Here is an 18,381-nt window from a genome sequence, read left to right on the forward strand (position 1 = left end):
ATAAGTTTATCCAAAGAAGACTTCTGCAATTTTATATAACTCCATATCGACAGGTTTAAAAGTATTTAAATCTTCAGAGAAGTCTACGCAGGTAACCTGGCTCCCTTGCAGGCAGACCATTTTCCCATATATTCCGGCTTCTATCAATTCTACGGCTTTAATACCAAATCTCGTTGCAAGAACCCGATCAAAAGCAGTTGGAGAGCCTCCCCGCTGAATATAGCCCAGAGCCGTTACCCGGGTTTCAAATCCCGTTCTTTTCTCTATTTCTTCGCTGAGGATATTTACGATCCCCGGAGATCCTGCATAACTATATCCTTCTCGCTTTATCAAAAACTGTTGGTCTTCTCTAGGTTTGGCTCCTTCAGCCACCACGATAATGCTAAAATTTTTTCCACGTTTATGGCGGTTCCGAATAAACTTACAAACCTCTTCGATATCAAAGGGGATTTCTGGAATTAAAATACAGTCCGCTCCACCGGCGATGCCGGCAACGGTTGCAATCCATCCGGCATGGTAGCCCATCACTTCCACGATCATCACCCGATTATGGGATTCGGCAGTTGTATGGAGACGATCGATAGCTTCGGTCACAACCGATACGGCAGTATCAAATCCAAAGGAGTAATCTGTGGCCTGGATATCATTTTCAATGGTTTTGGGAATTCCAACCACCGGAACTCCTTTCTCCGAAAGTGTTTTAGCAATTCCCAGCGTATCTCCTCCTCCCACCACGATCAGAGCAGAAAGCCCTAATTCTTTTATATTATCTATGAGTCTTTGAACTCCTCCCTCATAATTGAGGGGGTTAATTCGAGATGTACCCAGAATGGTTCCGCCTTTATAAAGGAGACCGGAAACCGAATCCAGATTTAGAAACTCTACATCCTTTTCCATCAAACCTTTCCAACCACTCCGGATGCCTACCACTTCATAGCCTATTTTATAAGATTTTCTTACTACAGCTCGAATGACGGCGTTTAATCCCGGGCAATCTCCACCACCTGTTAATAAACCTATTCTTTTCATTAAAAATATACACTAAAAGTATAAGGGATCAGAAACGAAGAAGTTGGTTACGCTACTTCTTGATTCATCATAGATCCTTTAGCCTTATTTTAAAAGACGTTCTTGTGCGGCTCGGACTCCAGCCGACAGTTGGATGGGATATCCTAAATCGTATAGAGCCATTTCAAGTCCTGCAATGGCCGTAATCACATCAAATCGATCGGCAAACCCCAAATGGGCAATTCGGAAAATTTTTCCCTTGAGTTTATCCTGTCCTCCGGCAAGGGTAATGCCATATTTTTCCCGCAGGTGTTTAATCAGGCGACTACTATCTATACCTTCGGGTGATTTTACTGCCGTTACGGCATTGCTGGGTGATTCTGGGGCAAACAATTCAAGTCCCAGAGCTTGAACGGCAGCCCTTGTAGCCTCGGCCAGGCGAGCATGTCGCTCCACAACCTGATCCAGGCCTTCTGTTCGAATAAGTCGAAGGGTTTCCCTTAAAGCCATAACCAAAGGAACTGCCGGGGTGTAGGCATTTTCATTTTTATCCTGGGCTTTTTTCTCTTTTCTCAGATCAAAATAATATTTGGGGAGATTGGATCTTTCGGCAAACCTCCAGGCCTTATCACTTACGCAGATAAACGAAAGCCCGGGAGGAATCATAAGGGCCTTCTGAGAGCCTGTAACCACAACATCCAGTTTCCAGGCATCCATTTCGATTTTGTAAACCCCAATCCCGGTGACCGCATCCACAATAAGCAGAGTTTGATCCAGTGGGCCTGTAATTTGGGCAATCCTTTCCACATCATGTTTAACTCCGGTTGAACTCTCTGTGAATTGGACAAAAACTGCTTTAATAGTCGGGTCTTTTTCAAGCCTGGATTTGATCTCTTCTGGATCGACCGCTTTCCCCCATTCCACATCGATTAAATCGACTTGAAGTCCATAGGCCATGCAAATATCTCGCCAGCGTTCGCCAAACTTTCCACCTTGAACTACCAGTACCTTATCTCCGGAACATAAAAAATTACATACCGCCGCTTCCATACTTCCGGTACCCGAAGAGGTAAAAAAATAAACCTCCCGGTCTGTCTGGAACAGGTACTTTAATCCTTCTTTAACTTCTGCCAAAACCTCCTTAAATTCCGGCCCTCTATGATAAATAGCCGGTTTTGCCATGGCCAGTAAAGCTTCCGATGGGATAGGTGTCGGACCCGGAGTCAAAAGATAACGTTTCATAGGACTATCTAGTCACAAAGATACCGAGACATCAAGATAAATACCCATTCGATTCATCTGATTTGACAATCCCTTCTTCCCCTATAGGCGCCGGGATAAGGCGCCCCCACCCGGTCCTTCCCCCGTTTCACAGGGGAGGGAACTTCACTTCAGAGTTCCTTCCCCTGCAAAGCGGGGGGAAGGTTAGTAGGTTAAACGTCTCGTTTGACATTAAGGAGGCCCCCTCAGGGATTTCACTCTTATCCTGGCGTCCAGGCCCTCTTTCCCCCTAACCCCCTTCCTGAAGCGGGAAGGAGGGACTCAGGGATGGCCTGGATTCCCACTCTCCCCTCCCGGGGAAGAAAAGTCAGAGGGATCGAGTCCAAAACCCACCTCTCAGAGAGCCTCTTCCCCTCTACCGGTTCGGAACCCTTCCAGGGAGGTTAAAATAACCTTGTCGAAGAATGACCCTGGACCCTCAGTTAAAGGTAAAATATCCAAGGATCGCCGGGTTCAAGAGCTTACAGCAGGCTTCGTTAACTCAACGCAGGGCGTACAGGGGTATGAAAGGTCATAGGGGTTATCCAACTTTACATCTTCCTCTATCTAAGTGTCTTCGTGTCTTTGTGGCTAAATAATTAATATTAAGTTTAAAAAACCACAACGTGTCCTGTCAAGATGAATTCAGGTTAGCCAAGAATCCTCCTAAAAACATCTTGACTTTTATCCAACCTTGGTAGTACCTATTGAGGATAAAAAGCTGATCATTCATTTGATTATTCCTTTTATGTAGTAAGGTAAGTGTCTATTTAGAAAAAGACAATACTATCTTCGGGATAGTGTAAAAAAGATACTGGAATGTGGGACACACATCGGGTTGCCATTTGATTTAGGCCCACATCAAACCTAGTTCTTAGGTAAAAAATTTTATGCAGAAACGCACACACTACTGCGGGGAGCTCAATGAAACGCATGCAGGAAGCCGGGTTTTTGTGTATGGATGGGTTCAAAGACGACGGGACCATGGAGGGCTCATATTTGTCGATCTACGGGATCGAACCGGGATCGTACAGATAGTCTTCAATCCGGCTTTACATGAAGAAAGCCATGAAACAGCCAGGCAACTCCGGAATGAATATGTGATCGGTGTCGAAGGCCTGGTTGAAAAAAGGCCCGAAGGGATGGAGAATCCTTTAATTCCGACGGGTCGAATTGAAATCCTGGCCGAAAAGCTGATCATTTTGAACGAAGCTGAAACACCTCCCTTTCCCATTGAAGAAGGGATCACGGCCAGTGAAGATCTTCGGCTGACTTACCGTTATCTGGATTTGCGAAGACCCCCTTTACGGAACAATTTTATCCTACGCCATAAGGTTTATCAAATCGTACGAAATTTTCTATCCGATCGGGGTTTTATAGAGGTTGAGACCCCCTTTTTAACCAAAAGCACGCCGGAAGGAGCCAGGGATTATCTAGTTCCCAGTCGAATTCAGCCGGGGAAATTCTATGCACTTCCGCAATCTCCTCAATTGTTCAAACAGCTTTTAATGATTGCCGGATTTGACAAATATTTCCAGATTGTGAAATGTTTTCGAGATGAAGACCTTCGGGCGGATCGACAACCTGAGTTTACCCAGATAGATATCGAGACGTCTTTTATGGAACGAGAAGAACTCTTTCGCATCACGGAAGATCTGATGAAAGCCCTTTTCGAGCCGCTCCGAAATATCCAACTGACCACACCCTTTCAGACTATGTCTTATCAGGAAGCCATAGACCGATACGGATCGGACAAACCGGATCTGCGGTTTGGAATGGAATTGGTTGATGTTTCGGATATTGCCCAAAGAACGGAGTTTAGAGTTTTCACCGAGGTCCTGGCAACGGGAGGGCAGGTCAAAGGTTTGAAGGTGAAAGGTCAGGCGGCTTTCTCCCGGAAGGATCTCGATCTGCTTACGGAACTCGTGAAGGGATGTGGGGCGAAAGGATTGGTGTGGATAAAAATCACCGAGAATGAAGTTCAATCCCCTGCACTCAAGTATTTCTCTGAAGAGGTTATGAACTCCCTCCGGGATCGATTTAAAGCGGAACCTCAAGATCTTTTACTTTTAGTAGCCGATAAACCTAAGGTGGTCGCTACGGCTTTGAGCAATTTGAGACTCCATCTGGGTCGAAAGCTCAATTTGATTGATTCACAGGCTTTCAAATTTCTCTGGGTTACCAACTTTCCTCTCTTTGAGTATAACGAGGAAGAAAGGAGATTTGAAGCCATGCATCATCCCTTTACTGCACCCGTAGATGAAGATATACCACTTTTAGAAACCGATCCTGCCAGGGTAAGGGCCAAGGCTTACGATCTGGTTTTAAATGGCCAGGAAATCGGAGGTGGGAGTACCCGAATTCATCGAACTGATCTGCAAAAGCGAGTTTTTGAGCTTCTTAATATTAAGGAAGAAGAGGCAATGAAAAAATTCGGCTTCTTACTCCAGGCCCTTAAATATGGAGCTCCTCCCCATGGGGGGATTGCTCTGGGATTAGACCGGATTGTCATGATCCTTACCGGATCGGAATCGATTCGAGATGTCATTGCTTTTCCAAAAACTCAAAAAGCCGTCTGTCTCATGACCGATGCACCTTCGTTTGTGGATAAGAAACAGCTCGATGAGTTGAGGATTCAGGTGAAAATCTAAACCTGTGAGGAGAACCTGGTGACATTCATCTCCATAAATCCATTGACAAGCAAGCCGGTAATCTACATATTTATGGTAGAGAAAGTTATCAACCAAGTCGGTTGGTTAATTGGATAAATCCCCTGAAAAGGGTCCAATTAATTAGTCGATTTTTTAAAGTAGAGGTGATCTCAAACATTGCAAGAACAAGATAAAAGTGTTAGCCTGAGCTTTAACGACTCTTTGCAGAGCTTATTTGGAAATTACGATGAAAATTTAAAAACTATTGAACGAGCTTTTGATATTTCCATCACCCTTCGAGGGGATAAGATTATCCTGAAAGGAGAAGCCGAGGATGTCTCCAAGGTTGAAAAGATCCTCAATCATCTGGCTTCTCTGCTGGCTCATGGCCGCAAAGTAAGTCGAGAAGATGTTCGTTCTGCGATTCGTATTGTCTCTGAAGATACCGAGGTAAATCTTGAAGAAGTATTTTCGGATTCCATTCAAATTCCCTCTCGAAAAGGCTTTGTTACCCCCAAAAGTTTGACCCAAAAAGAATATATCGAAGCCATCCAGCACCATGATATTGTCTTTGGAATCGGGCCCGCCGGCACCGGAAAAACCTATCTGGCTATGGCAATGGGGATTTATTTTCTCCAGAATAAAACCTTCCATCGGATTGTTCTCACACGACCGGCGGTAGAAGCAGGTGAAAAGCTTGGATTTCTTCCAGGGGATCTCTACGAGAAAGTGAATCCCTATTTGCGTCCCTTGTACGATGCTCTCCACGAGATGATGGATATAGAAAAAGCCCAGCGACTTCTCGAACGAGGTACTATTGAAGTGGCTCCACTTGCCTTTATGCGCGGACGCACCCTGAATGATTCTTTCGTCATTTTAGATGAAGCGCAAAATACTACCTCAGAACAGATGAAGATGTTTCTCACCCGGCTGGGATTTAGCTCCAAGGCGGTTATTACCGGAGACATAACTCAAACCGATCTGCCTGAAGATAAAGTGTCCGGCTTAAAGGAAGCTCAGATGATTCTGAACAACGTTGAGGGGATTAAGTTTATTCACTTTACAGAAAAAGATGTGGTTCGACATCCTCTGGTTCAGAAAATTATTACCGCTTATGAAAATTATGAAAAAGTAAGTGGTCCTAAGGCCTCCAAAAGAAACCACCTGATTCGAGTAGGTGATTTCAATGGAAATTCTGCTTCGCAATCCGGCGAAGACGAGGAAAGTCAGCCTGCGCCGGTTAAAACAAACTGCCCGTAAAACCCTGGAAGTCCTGGGGGGTTCCGATAATTGGGAGTTAAGTATTGTGCTGGTCAAGGATGAGGAAATTCGCCGCCTTAATAAAACCTATCGCCATATCGATGAAAGTACCGATGTCCTCTCCTTCCCCCTACAAGAAACCTCTTCACCCGGATCTTTCAAAAAAAGCCCCGGGTCTTCTTTGCTTTTCCCCCTGGGAGATGTGGTTATCTCGGTAGATACTGCCGATCGTCAGGCCCGGATTCATGGTCATTCCCTGGGGGATGAAATGGATATGCTGTTAGTCCATGGAATTCTTCATCTGATGGGTTATGATCATGAGAAAAAAGAAGATGCAGAACAGATGATGCAGATGGAGGCCCGGATTTTAAAATCCAAAGAAGGACTTATTAAAAAGGGTTTATAAAAGCTCTTTTCCAGAAATATTGGTTTAATTTTTACTTGACTGATTGATCCAAACCCTTTATCATATCGATAATTTCCTGATTCTTACCTGTGGTCAGGGCCATAAAAGTATGTCTAAAATAATTGAGAATCTACAGGCCAATGAACGAATTTATTTTAAACCCCTGGATTTTTATCCTTCTCTTAATGGTTACAGGAATTTTGGTGTTTATCCTGGAACCCTATTTGGAATTGGAGGGTAGGCGTATTTTTTCTTTTTTAAAACGGGGTTTGCTGAAGTTTCGCACGTATCTTTATCTGTATTTATATCGTTGGAATCTATTCGATCCTACCAATCCACGTTTCAGGACCAAACTTACCGAGCTTATCGATGCCTACGCAGATGAACCCATCATCGCCTTTGATACCCTTCTCCTTCCTTCCCTGCCTAAAAAATATAACGCAACCTGGGTCATCCAAATCCTCAAACAGCTCCCTGAGAAAAAAATGCTCAAACTCATCGAAGAGTGGCATGACCCTACCAGACCTACGAAACTCATCAAGGCTATCAAATCAGAAGAAGAAAAAATTACCTGGATCGAATTGATCCTTAAAAACCTGAAAACAAAAAATCGAGGGGTGGAAATCGTCCGGGATGTTTTTAAGGGGATGAGTGAGGGGGAAATCGTTCAGCTTTTAAGAAAGTTTAGCCTGGAATCCTTAAAAGAACTGGGAGAAAAAAGCGATATTGTCGATTTTGCTTATCTGCTTCTTCTGGTAGAAGCAAATTTAAAGACAAAAGACGTGGGATCCGGAGAAGATCTTTTATTTACTAAAAAAGTTCTGAATACCATTTCCTGGGAGAAAGCAAGGGAACTTCAAACAACCTGTCGAGCACTCTGGAATAAGTTCCCAAATTTGCGTCAAGGTCTGAGCTCAGAACAGCGAGAAGCCTTCATGAATCAACTTCGCCTTGCACTGGCCCAAAGAGAAGCTGCCGAATTAATGGTTTCTCCTGAAGAAGAGGAAGAAAATGCCTAAACCCTTGCTTAAGGGCATTCTTCCACAGGGCTTTCTTTATAAATTTTTGAAAATTTAGTTGCAGATGGTTTGATCTTTGCATAGATCTTTTAATAACCCTTCAAGATTAAAAATCTTAAAATAACGACGGAGGTCCTCAATGAGAGGGATTCAAATTCCTATTGAAAATCTATTTGTAAAAACTTCCCGACATCCCCATTTTCCTTTTACCTTTGAACTGGAAGAAGATGGAATTCAAGGTAAATTGGAGGTGGTGGATTTAGATCGGTTGAGTTGTGCCCTCCACAGGCTTGAAATTAAAAAGCAAGAAGAAAGTAGGTCAAACGTCTCGTTTGACATTCTGACCCGGGCAAATCGATTGAAAGACCAGGGAGAACAGATCATCCAAAAAGTTACCTACCTGCTGGAACCTTTATCCCTTATCGAATGGGATAAATATACACCGGTTGTCCAGATCAGGAGTTTTCCACCTCAAGTAAGGGAGGATTTTATAGAGTTTTATGAACTTCTCTTGCACGGAGAGGAAAACCAGACTTCCTTGACTCTGGTTCGATATCGGAACCAGAAAAACAACCGGTTGAAAGAAACAAGGCCGATGATTTTAACCAGAGAGGTTCTCGAACGGTTATTAGGAGATCTCTTTGGGGTTATAAAAGGCGGAAAGGCAGAGGTTACAGCTTACTCAAGTTGATATTTTTGAGGAGTTCAGAAACAAACCGGCTGGATTGATCCAGGGCAAATTCAAAATCTTTTCTGGCCTTAAGACCGGGTCTTATTTTTTTCAGACAGGTCCTGTTTAAATCTATATTCGCCGTATCGGAAATAGCCCGAATGGCCAGGAACGGAACCTGATTCAGATAAGCTACGTGGGCTATGGCAGCGCTTTCCATGTCTGTGGCGAGGGCCTGATAGCGTAAAGCCAGGTCTTTTCTCTTTTCTTCTGTACAAATGACCTGATCCCCGGAGACTATAACTCCTGTATGGATTTTCCTGTTACCAAAAACCTCCCACCGACCGATCTCCTGGGCAGTTTTTAAAAGGTCTGGATGGGAAAGAAACCAGGGGATTTTTTCTTTTTTTTTACCTCGATAGATAAATATCTTTTCAGAAACAAAGTGCCCGGCTGTATACCAGCCAAAATCGTGCTGAATGAGTCGCTCTCCCAGTACGATATCTCCGATATCACACTCAGGACTGAGGGCACCGGCTGCACCAAAACAAAGGAGGGCTTTAGGTTTATAATTCTGGATCATCACCTGCGCTGCAACAGCCGCATTAACTTTGCCGACTCCGGATCTGGCCAGAATAATGTCCTTATCCCGATAAAAGCCCCGATAAAAAAGAATCGAGCTCTGTTGAAAACTCTCGTTGAGGGAAAGGATCTTTCTCACACGATGAATCTCCGCAGACATGGCTGCAATGAGACCAATGCAGGCATTCATGGTTAAGAGCGACTATCCAGGATAAACGTTACCGGTCCATCGTTAAAGATCTGAACGGTCATATGAGCCTGAAAAATTCCTGTTGCAACCGGAAGACCGCCTGTCTTTAACTCTTCAATGAAAAATTCATAGAGGTACCGGGCTAACTCCGGCCCGGCGGCTTTTGTAAAACTCGGTCGCCTTCCTTTCCGGCAATCCCCCAAGAGGGTAAACTGAGAAACTACCAAAAGGCTTCCGTGAACATCTAAAACAGACAGGTTCATTTTCCCGGCCTCATCTTCAAAGATCCGCAAGTGGAGGATTTTCTCCGCCAGATAGGTAGCATCCTTCTCCGAATCCTCCTGTTCAACCCCTACCAGGACGACGAGTCCCTTTCCGATTTCACTGATTATTTTCCCCTCAACCCTTACAGCAGCCTGGGAAACACGCTGAAGAACTGTCTTCAAAATTCACTCTGGAAGTATGGGGGTGTGGGAGTGTGGAAGTGTGGAATATGTTCTCCTATATTCCTATATTTATATTCTCATACTTCCATACTTCCATACTCCCATACCCCCATACTCCCATACTCCCACACCCCTACTTCCACATTCTTCATTAAGATTTACCTAACAACTCACTTAAAAACTCGATATGATATCTTCCTTGACGGAAGGAAGGATCCCGCAGGAGTTTTTTGTGGAGAGGGATAGTCGTTTTGATACCCTCTACGATGAATTCATCTAAAGCCCGTTCCATTCGGGCAATGGCCTCTGCCCGATCCCGGGCATGGACGATCAGCTTGGCAATCAGAGAATCATAAAAAGGAGTTACCTGATATTCACTATAAGCAGCCGTATCCACACGAATGCCAGGGCCTCCTGGAAGATTAAAAGCGGTGATCTTACCGGGATTTGGAGTAAAGTTCTGGGGATCCTCCGCATTGATGCGGCATTCGATGCTATGACCGGTCAGTCGGATATCTTTGGATCGATATTTAAGTTCCTGTCCTGCGGCAATCCGGATCTGTTCTTTAATAAGGTCTATCCCGGTAACCATCTCGGTAACTGGATGTTCTACCTGGATACGGGTATTCATCTCGATGAAGTAAAAATTTCCCTCCTGATCCATGAGGAACTCTACCGTTCCAACGCTACTGTATTTGATTTCCCGCATGGCGGCGACCACCAGATTTCCCATTTTTTCCCGAACTTTTTCGGTTACGGCCGGAGAGGGAGATTCCTCTAAAAGCTTTTGATGACGTCTCTGGATGGAGCATTCCCGTTCTCCCAGATGGTAGACATTTCCCTTTTGATCTCCAATAACTTGAAACTCAATATGACGCGGTTTCTCAAGAAACTTCTCTACGTAGATATCCGGACTTCCAAAGGAAGAGATGGATTCCGAGCGGGCCATCATGAAGGAGTTGGCCAGGGCCTCTTCCGAAAACACAACCCGCATCCCACGTCCTCCTCCTCCTGCCGAAGCCTTGAGGATAATGGGGAACCCGATGGATTTAGCCACATCCAGGGCTTCTTTGAGGTCTTTAACCGAATCGCTACTGCCGGGTAAGATAGGAAGTCCGGCCCGTTTAGCAATTTGCCTGGCAGAGACCTTATCGCCCATTAATCGTATAATTTCCGGTGGAGGACCAATAAAGGTAATATTACACTCCTGGCACATTTCGGCAAACCGTGCATTCTCTGCTAAAAAACCGTATCCAGGATGAACGGCCTCGGCATCTGTAATTTCACAGGCACTGATAATGTTTGTTTCATTCAAATAGCTTTTTCTATTCTCCGGTGGCCCTATACAAACACTCTCGTCTGCAAATCTTACATGAAGAGATTCGGCATCTGCCTTTGAATAAACCGCAACGGTCTTAATGCCCAGTTCCTTGCAAGCCCGAATAATTCTAAGGGCAATTTCACCCCGGTTGGCTATGAGAATCTTCTTAAACATGCTGACCTGTCCCTCCGGCCATAAAAGGAAAGATGCTTAACTCATCTCCTTCAGATAGACGCTGATCTAAAGAAGCATTGTTTCCATTTATCAGGACAATCTGTAAGAATTGTTCAGGTACCCTTAAGCTCAAGGCAACCTCGCGAACGGTAATTCCCTCGGGGACTTCCAAAACCGCTTTCTTGCCATCACTGCCTGGTGGTAGATATTTTCTCAGATTCGCAAATAGCCTGACAGTAACCTCCATACCTCCCACTCCCCCACCCCCTATCAGGTAGAAAGCTTTTCCTTCAACAACTTATTCACGAGCTGGGGATTGGCCTTTCCCTGGGTTGCCTTCATAACTTCGCCTACAAAGAAGCCGAATGCTTTCTGCTTACCCGCTTTGTATTGGGCTACGGTTTCAGGGTTTGCAGCAATAATTCGGTCCACAACCGCTGCCACCTCTTTTTCATCCGAGATCTGAATCAATCCCTTTTCCTTTACGATTTCTTCCGGCATCTTTCCGGTAGCATACATGTCCTCAAAGACGACCTTAGCGATTTTACCGCTGATAGTACCTTCTTCGATTAACTTTAGCATTCCGGCAAGGTGTTGGGGGGTTATGGGACAGGTTCGGATATCTGCTTGTTCATGCTCTTTAAGCTTTCGAAGGATATCTCCCATAACCCAGTTACTCACCACTTTGGGATTCGGATAAAGCTTAACCGTATTTTCGTAATAATCTGCAACAAATTTAGAAGCAGTTAAAACCCGGGCATCATACTCTGGAATTCCGTACTGGGATATAAATCGAGCAGTTCTTGCATCAGCCAGTTCCGGTAAACTTTTCCGTATCTGTTCAATCCATTCTTTATCGATAACCAGGGGTACCAGATCCGGTTCTGGAAAATAGCGATAGTCATGGGCTTCTTCCTTACTTCGCATAGGGCGTGTAACCCCTTGATCTACATCCCAAAGGCGGGTTTCCTGAACGATTCGTCCCCCTTCTTCTAAAATCTGAATCTGACGGGCAATTTCGTATTCCAGAGCTTTCTGGACATTTTTAAAGGAGTTCATATTCTTAACTTCTGTTTTGGTACCCAATTTCGTACTTCCTTTAGGTCGTACCGAGATGTTGGCATCACATCGTAAACTCCCTTCTTCCATATTACAATCTGAGACTTCCAGATACTCCAGAATTCCCTTTAACTTAAGTAGATATTCCCTGGCTTCTTCAGGCGAGCGCATATCCGGCTCACTCACAATTTCCAGAAGGGGAACGCCACAGCGATTAAAATCTATAAAACTATAATTTTTAGATCCTGTAATATTCTCATCGTGGATAGACTTCCCCGCATCCTCTTCCATATGGATCCGGGTTACCCCTATTTTTTTAGAAATACCATCCACCTGAATTTCAATCCATCCATGCTGGGCCAGAGGAAGTTCATATTGAGAGATTTGATATGCTTTAGGTAGATCCGGGTAGAAATAATTTTTACGGGCAAAAAGGCTATAGTCCGCGATGGTACAGTTCATGGCCAGGGCCGTCCGAATTCCAAATTCTACCACCTGTTTGTTCAGTACAGGTAGAACTCCCGGCATTCCCTGACAAATAGGACAGGTATTATGATTGGGCTTTGCACCAAACTCGGTACTACAGGAACAAAAAATTTTGGACCGGGTCTTTAATTGCGTATGCACTTCCAGCCCGATAACAGCTTCGTATTCCATTTTAAGTGATGGAGGAGTGTGGAAGTATGGGAGTATGGAAGTATGGGGGTATGGAGGTACGGAAGTATAAGATTTCTCCCACACCGCCATACCCCCACACTCCCATACCTCCACACTTCCATACTCCCATACCTCCATGCCCCCCCCACCTTATAAAGGCGGCTTCTTCTTATGATGTTCCGTATTCTGCTCAAAGGCATAAGCTACTTTTAAGATCGTTTCTTCTCCAAAGTGCTTTCCGATGATCTGTAGTCCGATGGGTAGACCGTCTTTTGTGAATCCACAAGGGATAGATAGGGCCGTTACGCCCGCCAGGTTAATGGGAATGGTGAAGATATCCGACAGGTACATTTGCAAAGGATCTTCGGTTTTCTCTCCGATTTTAAATGCCGGGGTGGGAGAGACAGGAGCTACCAGAACATCATATTTTTTAAAGGCTTCTTCAAAATCTCGCTTAATCAACGTTCTTACTTTTTGGGCCTTTAAGTAGTAAGCATCATAGTATCCCGAGCTCAGGGAGTAAGTACCCAGCATGATGCGGCGTTTTACTTCCGGAGAGAATCCTTGAGAACGCGTGGTCATATACATATCCATCAGATCGGTATACGTATCGGCCCGGTAACCGTATTTAACCCCATCATATCGGGCTAGATTGGAGCTGGCTTCGGCAGGGGCTATGATATAATAAGCGGCCACGGCGTATTCGGTATGGGGTAGGGAAACTTTTTCATAAGAAGCTCCCAGCTTCTCCAGGACCCTGACCGCCTCCCAGATTTTTTCCTCTACTTCTTCATCCATTCCGGCAATAAAATATTCTTCCGGGATACCTATCTTTAAGCCGGTAATATCGGGAACCAGAGCCCGGGTATAGTCCGGTGTGGGTAAATTAACCGACGTGGAATCCTTAGGATCGTACCCTGATAGGGCATTCAGCAGAATAGCACAGTCGGTTACGTCTTTAGCAATGGGACCGATTTGATCCAGAGAAGAGGCGTAAGCGATTAATCCGTATCTCGAAACCCGACCGTAGGTCGGTTTAAGACCGGTTGTGCTACAAAATGAAGAGGGTTGGCGGATAGAACCCCCGGTATCTGTTCCTAGAGCTCCGATAGCTTCCCCGGCTATGACGGCTGCTGCCGACCCCCCACTCGAACCTCCCGGGACTCGACTCAAGTCCCAGGGATTTCGGGTAATTCCGTAGTAGGAATTCTCCGTCGAAGAGCCCATCCCGAATTGATCCAGATTCGTTTTTCCAATCATAACGATGTTCTGTTGCTTCAGCCGGGCTATAACCGTTGCATCATAGGGGGGAATAAAATTATGTAAAATCTTGGCTGCACAGGTCGTTAAAACCCCCCTGGTGCAAATTAAATCTTTAATCGCTATAGGAATCCCGGTAAGAGGAGTTAAGGGAATTTCTCCCCTTTGAAGTTTTTGATCAATGATGCTGGCCTGTTCCAGGGCTTCTTCTCTTAAAACAGTGATATAGGCTCTGATTCGATTCTCCACCTGATCAATCCGAGAAAGAACCGATTCGGTAATTTGTCTGGAGGTGATTTCCCTCCGCTTCATCATTTCATGAAGCTCATGGATAGTATAATCGCAAAGTTCCATGCATCCCTAAGAAGCCAGAAGTCAGAAGTCGGGATTTCTTAACTTCTTGCCCCCTTGCTTTTAACATGCCCCTATTCTATCACCCGTGGCACACGGAAATATCCATTTACCCGATCGGGTGCATTTTGTAAGGCCTGATCCTCTGGAAGCGAGGGTTCTACTTTGTCCTCCCGGAAAACATTTTTAATCTCGACCACATGGGAAGTGGGCAAAATTCCTTCTGTATTTAATTCATTCAACTTGTCCATATAGGTTAGAATCTGGCTCAGTTTTTCTGACATTTCCTGCTTCTCTTCCTCGGATAAATGGAGTCGTGCCAATTTAGCCACATGCTCTACCTGTTCAATACTGATTTTCATAGCCTGATTTACTCCTTTCGACGGGTAACAGGGTTTTTGCCGGAAGTCTAAACTATATCACATTATACGCTCTGGAATTCAGGTTAGCAACCAGATATAGGAATCTCCAATTTGTTAGGGAGGAGATTCAATTTGCTAAAGGCATGTTTATTGAATTTCATAATGATCAGGCTATCAGCCTATGCTATCTCTGCCGGTTCGTCAAGGTATTTTTAAAGTCAAACGTCCACGTTTGACCATATCGGTAGGGGTAATACCTACATAAAAGGAGGTGAGTCAGATGGCAAAGGATCCTGTTTGTGGAATGGAGGTCGATGAAAAGAACCCTCCGGCCACAAGTACATACAAAGGCAAAACGTATTATTTTTGCGCTGTGGGGTGTAAAAACACCTTTGACAAAAATCCAGAAAAGTATGTTTCCGGAAAGGCGGGTCAACAAAAAACCGATCACTCCTAACTCCGGTTAAAGCTCCTTAAGAGCTACGAAGCCCGTTTTCTCCTGGAAAATGGGCTTCCGCTTTGGAGTATAGGTAGTTAAGTACACCAGGTAAGTGGATGAGATCTATTTGCAAGTGCAAGCTGGAGCAGGAGTAAAACTTTACCTCCCTTTCATTCCGGTTGTAGAGGGAATCGCCGATTCGTCCCTGCCGTAAATTGACGAACTAGCCATCCTCTCTGCAGTCAGGATGCAACTAAAGGAGCTACCCTATGAGACGTTCACCGCGTTTAATTATTGCGATTGTTATTGCTATAATCTCTTTGGTATCCTATTACACAGCCCGCGAGTATAATCCGGTTACTAAAGAAACCCAACACGTTAATATAACACCGAAACAGGAAATTGCCTTAGGTCTTCAGGCTGCTCCCCAGATGGCATCTCAATTTGGAGGATTATCTCCAGATCAACAAAAACAGGCTTTGGTGGATGAGGTTGGTAATCGACTGGTTTCAAAGACCGAAGCCGGTCAAACCCCTTATAAGTTCGATTTCCATTTACTGGTAGACGAACAGACCATTAATGCTTTTGCCCTGCCAGGCGGTCAAATATTTATTACCGAAGGGTTAATGAAACTCATGGGCACAGAAGGGGAACTGGCAGGTGTGTTGGGGCATGAGATCGGTCATGTAGTAGCCCGTCATGCAGCCGAACACATAGCTAAGGCCCAATTAACCGAAGGTCTTACCGGTGCCGCCGTATTGGCCACTTATGATCCCGATGATCCATCCAGCCAGCGAACAGCAGCCGTTGCTGCATTGATTGGGAATCTGATAAATATGAAATTTAGCCGGGATGATGAGCTGGAAGCCGATCGATTGGGAGTCCGCTTTACTTCAGAAGCCGGATATGATCCCCGAGCGATGATCAACATGATGGAAACCCTTGCCCAGGCAAGTAAAGGGCAACGCCCTCCCGAATTTTTTAGTACCCATCCGAATCCTGAAAGGCGGATTGAGCAAATCAAAGCTGCAATTCAGGAAAGGTTTCCAAATGGCGTCCCCAACGGACTAACCCGGTAGTATTCCCGAACTTTAAGCCTGCTAAATGAGCAGGCTGCTTTCCCATTTATGGGGAGTTGTACTGAAACCCAACAGGGGGTATCGAGTCGGACAATCCTCTCCTGTTATTTTCCTTTAATTACTATACCTTGCCGTTCTCCCCTTCACCTCTTTCCTCTCCTTCCGCTTCTTAAACTTTCAAAATCGGGTATAAAGTTTCCTTGACAGGGAAAAAGGCCAATTATAGAGTTTAAGCAATTGATCAGAGTTAAAAATATATCTAAAATAAACTCAAAAAACTCCCTTTAAGGAAAGGAAGATCGTCATGGTAAAAGATTTTCGTTGGTTTCTGGGCCGATGTATCGCCCTATTGTTTCCGGTTCCTTTGCTTTTGATTAGCCTGGTCTCGGGGGTTCTTTGTGAGGAACCTAAAATGGGTGGGACCCTTAAGTTTATTCCCCACGCCGATCTGAAGGTTTTAGACCCCATCTGGACGACAGCTTATATTACCCGTAACCACGGTTATATGATTTATGATACCTTATTTGCCCTGGATAAAGACCTTAAAATTCAGCCTCAGATGGTGGATACCTGGCAGGTAAGTTCCGATGGTCTGCAGTATACCTTTACGTTACGGGAAGGTCTCAAGTTCCATGACGGCAGTCCTGTTACGTCCGATGACGTCATTGCTTCCCTCAAACGATGGGGCCAACGGGATGCTTTGGGAAAGATGTTAATGATGTTTACGAGTCGTTTGGAAGCGGTGGATGCTAAAACTTTCCGTCTGGAGTTAAAGGAACCCTTTGGGTTAGTTTTAGATGCGCTGGCCAAGCCAAGCAGTAATGTGCCTTTCATCATGCCGGCTCGAATTGCAGCCACTCCGGCCGATGAACAGATCAAAGAATTTATCGGTTCGGGTCCCTTCAAATTTGTAAAGGAAGAATGGGAGCCTGGGCATCGGGTAGTTTACGTACGCAATCCCGACTATATTCCACGCTCTGAGCCACCCAGTTTTGGTGCCGGAGGCAAGCGGGTATATGTGGATCGGGTAGAATGGTTCTACATTCCTGATCCGGCAACGGCCGGGGCGGCGCTGGAAGCCGGAGAGATAGACTATTGGGAAAGGTTTCCTGTGGATTTTCTTTCCCGATTAGAGAAAAACCCCGACATTCAAATCCTGATAGATCCATCCCGGGTGGTTCAATTCTGGTTGCGCCCCAATCATCTCTATCCACCTTTCAACAATCCGAAAGCCCGGCAGGCTCTGGTATGGATGGCCAACCAGGAGACCTATATGCAGGCGGCCATTGGAGATCCAAGAATATGGAAAGCGTGTCCGGCGTATTTCATGTGTGGGAGTCCCTGGGAGACCTCTGCAGGGTCAGATCCGCAGATGGGAAAAAACCTGGAGAAAGCTAGAAAACTCCTGCAAGAAGCCGGGTATGACGGACGGCCTGTAGTACTCATGGATCCCACAGATCAGAACGATATCCATATTGTCACGTTGGTAACCCAGCAACTACTCACACAAATCGGTGTAAAGGTAGATCTCCAGGCTATGGATTGGAGTACCCTGGTCTCTCGTCGAGCCGAGAAGAAACCTCCCCAAGAGGGCGGTTGGAATCTCTTCAGTACCTGGTGGCAGTTTGGGGACGTGTTTAATCCGGTAGGAAATCCAGGGATCGTAGGAGATTGTGAAAAAGCCTGGTTTGGTTGGTATTGCAGCAAGAAGATGGAAGAATTACGGACCGAATGGGCCCGTACCCAAGATCCGGAGAAGCGTAAACAATTGGCAGAGGAAATCCAAAAATTAGCCTATGAAGAAGTCCCTTATGTACTCTTAGGTCAGGCGACGGTACCCGATGCCTATCGTAAGCATGTGAAAGGCGTTGTTCCCTTTACCTCTCCGGTTTTCTGGAACGTATGGTTAGATAAAAAATAAAGGAACTACTCTATCACCTAAGTACTAAGCTTTCTAATCTACAAAGGACTCCGAAGGAATACGGGGATTTATAACTTTTTGTGCCGGTTATTCTAGATATGAGACAAGCGTTGTCCTCCCCCTTACTCCCCCTTCCTGAAGCTTTGGAAGAGGGAATATATGCACCAGGATAAGGCTTAGCCGGGAGTGCGACCGTCGGCCCTACTTCCTCGCTCCTCCTTTCCCTCACCCCCAGTTCCCCCTATCCTGTGTAGGGGCGGGAGGCC

17 protein-coding genes are annotated in these 18,381 nt (G+C 45.3%); 8 read left to right on the top strand and 9 right to left on the bottom strand.

The window, feature by feature from the left end:
* Window positions 1-6: 6 nt before the first annotated feature.
* Window positions 7-1,029, bottom strand: a complete 1,023-nt coding sequence (locus tag VNM22_02285; protein ID HWP45966.1) for an ATP-dependent 6-phosphofructokinase — start codon at window positions 1,027-1,029, stop codon at window positions 7-9.
* 84 nt (window positions 1,030-1,113) lie between these two features.
* Window positions 1,114-2,250 carry an alanine--glyoxylate aminotransferase family protein gene (locus VNM22_02290; protein ID HWP45967.1) on the bottom strand — a complete coding sequence of 379 codons (1,137 nt, stop codon included), beginning with the start codon at window positions 2,248-2,250 and terminating at the stop codon, window positions 1,114-1,116.
* A gap of 908 nt (window positions 2,251-3,158) precedes the next feature.
* Here VNM22_02290 and aspS point away from each other — a divergent pair.
* The 5 genes from aspS to VNM22_02315 all read left to right on the top strand — a co-directional run bounded on the left by aspS (window position 3,159) and on the right by VNM22_02315 (window position 8,295).
* On the top strand, window positions 3,159-4,919 hold the full coding sequence (aspS, locus tag VNM22_02295; protein ID HWP45968.1) for an aspartate--tRNA ligase: 1,761 nt from the start codon (window positions 3,159-3,161) through the stop codon (window positions 4,917-4,919).
* Window positions 4,920-5,096: 177 nt separating this feature from the next.
* On the top strand, window positions 5,097-6,179 hold the full coding sequence (locus tag VNM22_02300) for a PhoH family protein (protein HWP45969.1): 1,083 nt from the start codon (window positions 5,097-5,099) through the stop codon (window positions 6,177-6,179).
* Complete coding sequence (ybeY, locus tag VNM22_02305; GenBank protein ID HWP45970.1) at window positions 6,106-6,585, top strand: rRNA maturation RNase YbeY; 480 nt, start codon at window positions 6,106-6,108, stop codon at window positions 6,583-6,585. Before VNM22_02300 ends, ybeY begins: the two co-directional genes overlap by 74 nt.
* 140 nt (window positions 6,586-6,725) lie before the next feature.
* Window positions 6,726-7,604 (top strand): hypothetical protein, encoded by an 879-nt coding sequence (locus VNM22_02310; protein ID HWP45971.1) that lies wholly within the window; start codon window positions 6,726-6,728, stop codon window positions 7,602-7,604.
* A gap of 139 nt (window positions 7,605-7,743) precedes the next feature.
* A complete protein-coding gene (locus VNM22_02315) occupies window positions 7,744-8,295 on the top strand; it encodes a hypothetical protein (protein HWP45972.1) in 552 nt (183 codons plus the stop codon).
* On the opposite strand, the gene mtnN is transcribed toward VNM22_02315, so the two are convergent.
* From mtnN to gatC, 7 genes are all read right to left on the bottom strand, one after another.
* The gene (gene mtnN / locus VNM22_02320) at window positions 8,276-9,046 is read right to left on the bottom strand and encodes a 5'-methylthioadenosine/S-adenosylhomocysteine nucleosidase (GenBank protein ID HWP45973.1); all 771 of its coding nucleotides are present in this window, start codon (window positions 9,044-9,046) and stop codon (window positions 8,276-8,278) included. The genes VNM22_02315 and mtnN overlap by 20 nt on opposite strands.
* Window positions 9,047-9,048: 2 nt before the next feature.
* Entirely contained in the window at window positions 9,049-9,492 is a 444-nt protein-coding gene (gene dtd, locus VNM22_02325) for a D-aminoacyl-tRNA deacylase (protein HWP45974.1), read from the bottom strand.
* Between the two features lie 151 nt (window positions 9,493-9,643).
* Window positions 9,644-10,987 carry an acetyl-CoA carboxylase biotin carboxylase subunit gene (accC, locus tag VNM22_02330; protein ID HWP45975.1) on the bottom strand — a complete coding sequence of 448 codons (1,344 nt, stop codon included), beginning with the start codon at window positions 10,985-10,987 and terminating at the stop codon, window positions 9,644-9,646.
* Entirely contained in the window at window positions 10,980-11,234 is a 255-nt protein-coding gene (locus VNM22_02335; GenBank protein HWP45976.1) for a MoaD/ThiS family protein, read from the bottom strand. The genes accC and VNM22_02335 overlap by 8 nt, the downstream gene beginning before the upstream one ends.
* Window positions 11,235-11,257: 23 nt before the next feature.
* Window positions 11,258-12,841 (bottom strand): Asp-tRNA(Asn)/Glu-tRNA(Gln) amidotransferase subunit GatB, encoded by a 1,584-nt coding sequence (gatB, locus tag VNM22_02340; GenBank protein HWP45977.1) that lies wholly within the window; start codon window positions 12,839-12,841, stop codon window positions 11,258-11,260.
* Between the two features lie 12 nt (window positions 12,842-12,853).
* Window positions 12,854-14,317 (bottom strand): Asp-tRNA(Asn)/Glu-tRNA(Gln) amidotransferase subunit GatA, encoded by a 1,464-nt coding sequence (gene gatA / locus VNM22_02345; protein HWP45978.1) that lies wholly within the window; start codon window positions 14,315-14,317, stop codon window positions 12,854-12,856.
* A 71-nt stretch (window positions 14,318-14,388) separates the two neighbouring features.
* On the bottom strand, window positions 14,389-14,676 hold the full coding sequence (gene gatC, locus VNM22_02350; protein ID HWP45979.1) for an Asp-tRNA(Asn)/Glu-tRNA(Gln) amidotransferase subunit GatC: 288 nt from the start codon (window positions 14,674-14,676) through the stop codon (window positions 14,389-14,391).
* 280 nt (window positions 14,677-14,956) lie between these two features.
* Here gatC and VNM22_02355 point away from each other — a divergent pair, with 280 nt between their 5' ends.
* The 3 genes from VNM22_02355 to VNM22_02365 all read left to right on the top strand — a co-directional run bounded on the left by VNM22_02355 (window position 14,957) and on the right by VNM22_02365 (window position 18,115).
* On the top strand, window positions 14,957-15,133 hold the full coding sequence (locus tag VNM22_02355; GenBank protein HWP45980.1) for a YHS domain-containing protein: 177 nt from the start codon (window positions 14,957-14,959) through the stop codon (window positions 15,131-15,133).
* A gap of 251 nt (window positions 15,134-15,384) precedes the next feature.
* Window positions 15,385-16,194 carry a M48 family metallopeptidase gene (locus VNM22_02360; GenBank protein ID HWP45981.1) on the top strand — a complete coding sequence of 270 codons (810 nt, stop codon included), beginning with the start codon at window positions 15,385-15,387 and terminating at the stop codon, window positions 16,192-16,194.
* 304 nt (window positions 16,195-16,498) lie between these two features.
* Window positions 16,499-18,115 carry an ABC transporter substrate-binding protein gene (locus VNM22_02365; protein ID HWP45982.1) on the top strand — a complete coding sequence of 539 codons (1,617 nt, stop codon included), beginning with the start codon at window positions 16,499-16,501 and terminating at the stop codon, window positions 18,113-18,115.
* Window positions 18,116-18,381: the final 266 nt, after the last annotated feature.

Source organism: Candidatus Limnocylindrales bacterium, assembly GCA_035559535.1.
Classification (GTDB): domain Bacteria; phylum Moduliflexota; class Moduliflexia; order Moduliflexales; family JAUQPW01; genus JAUQPW01.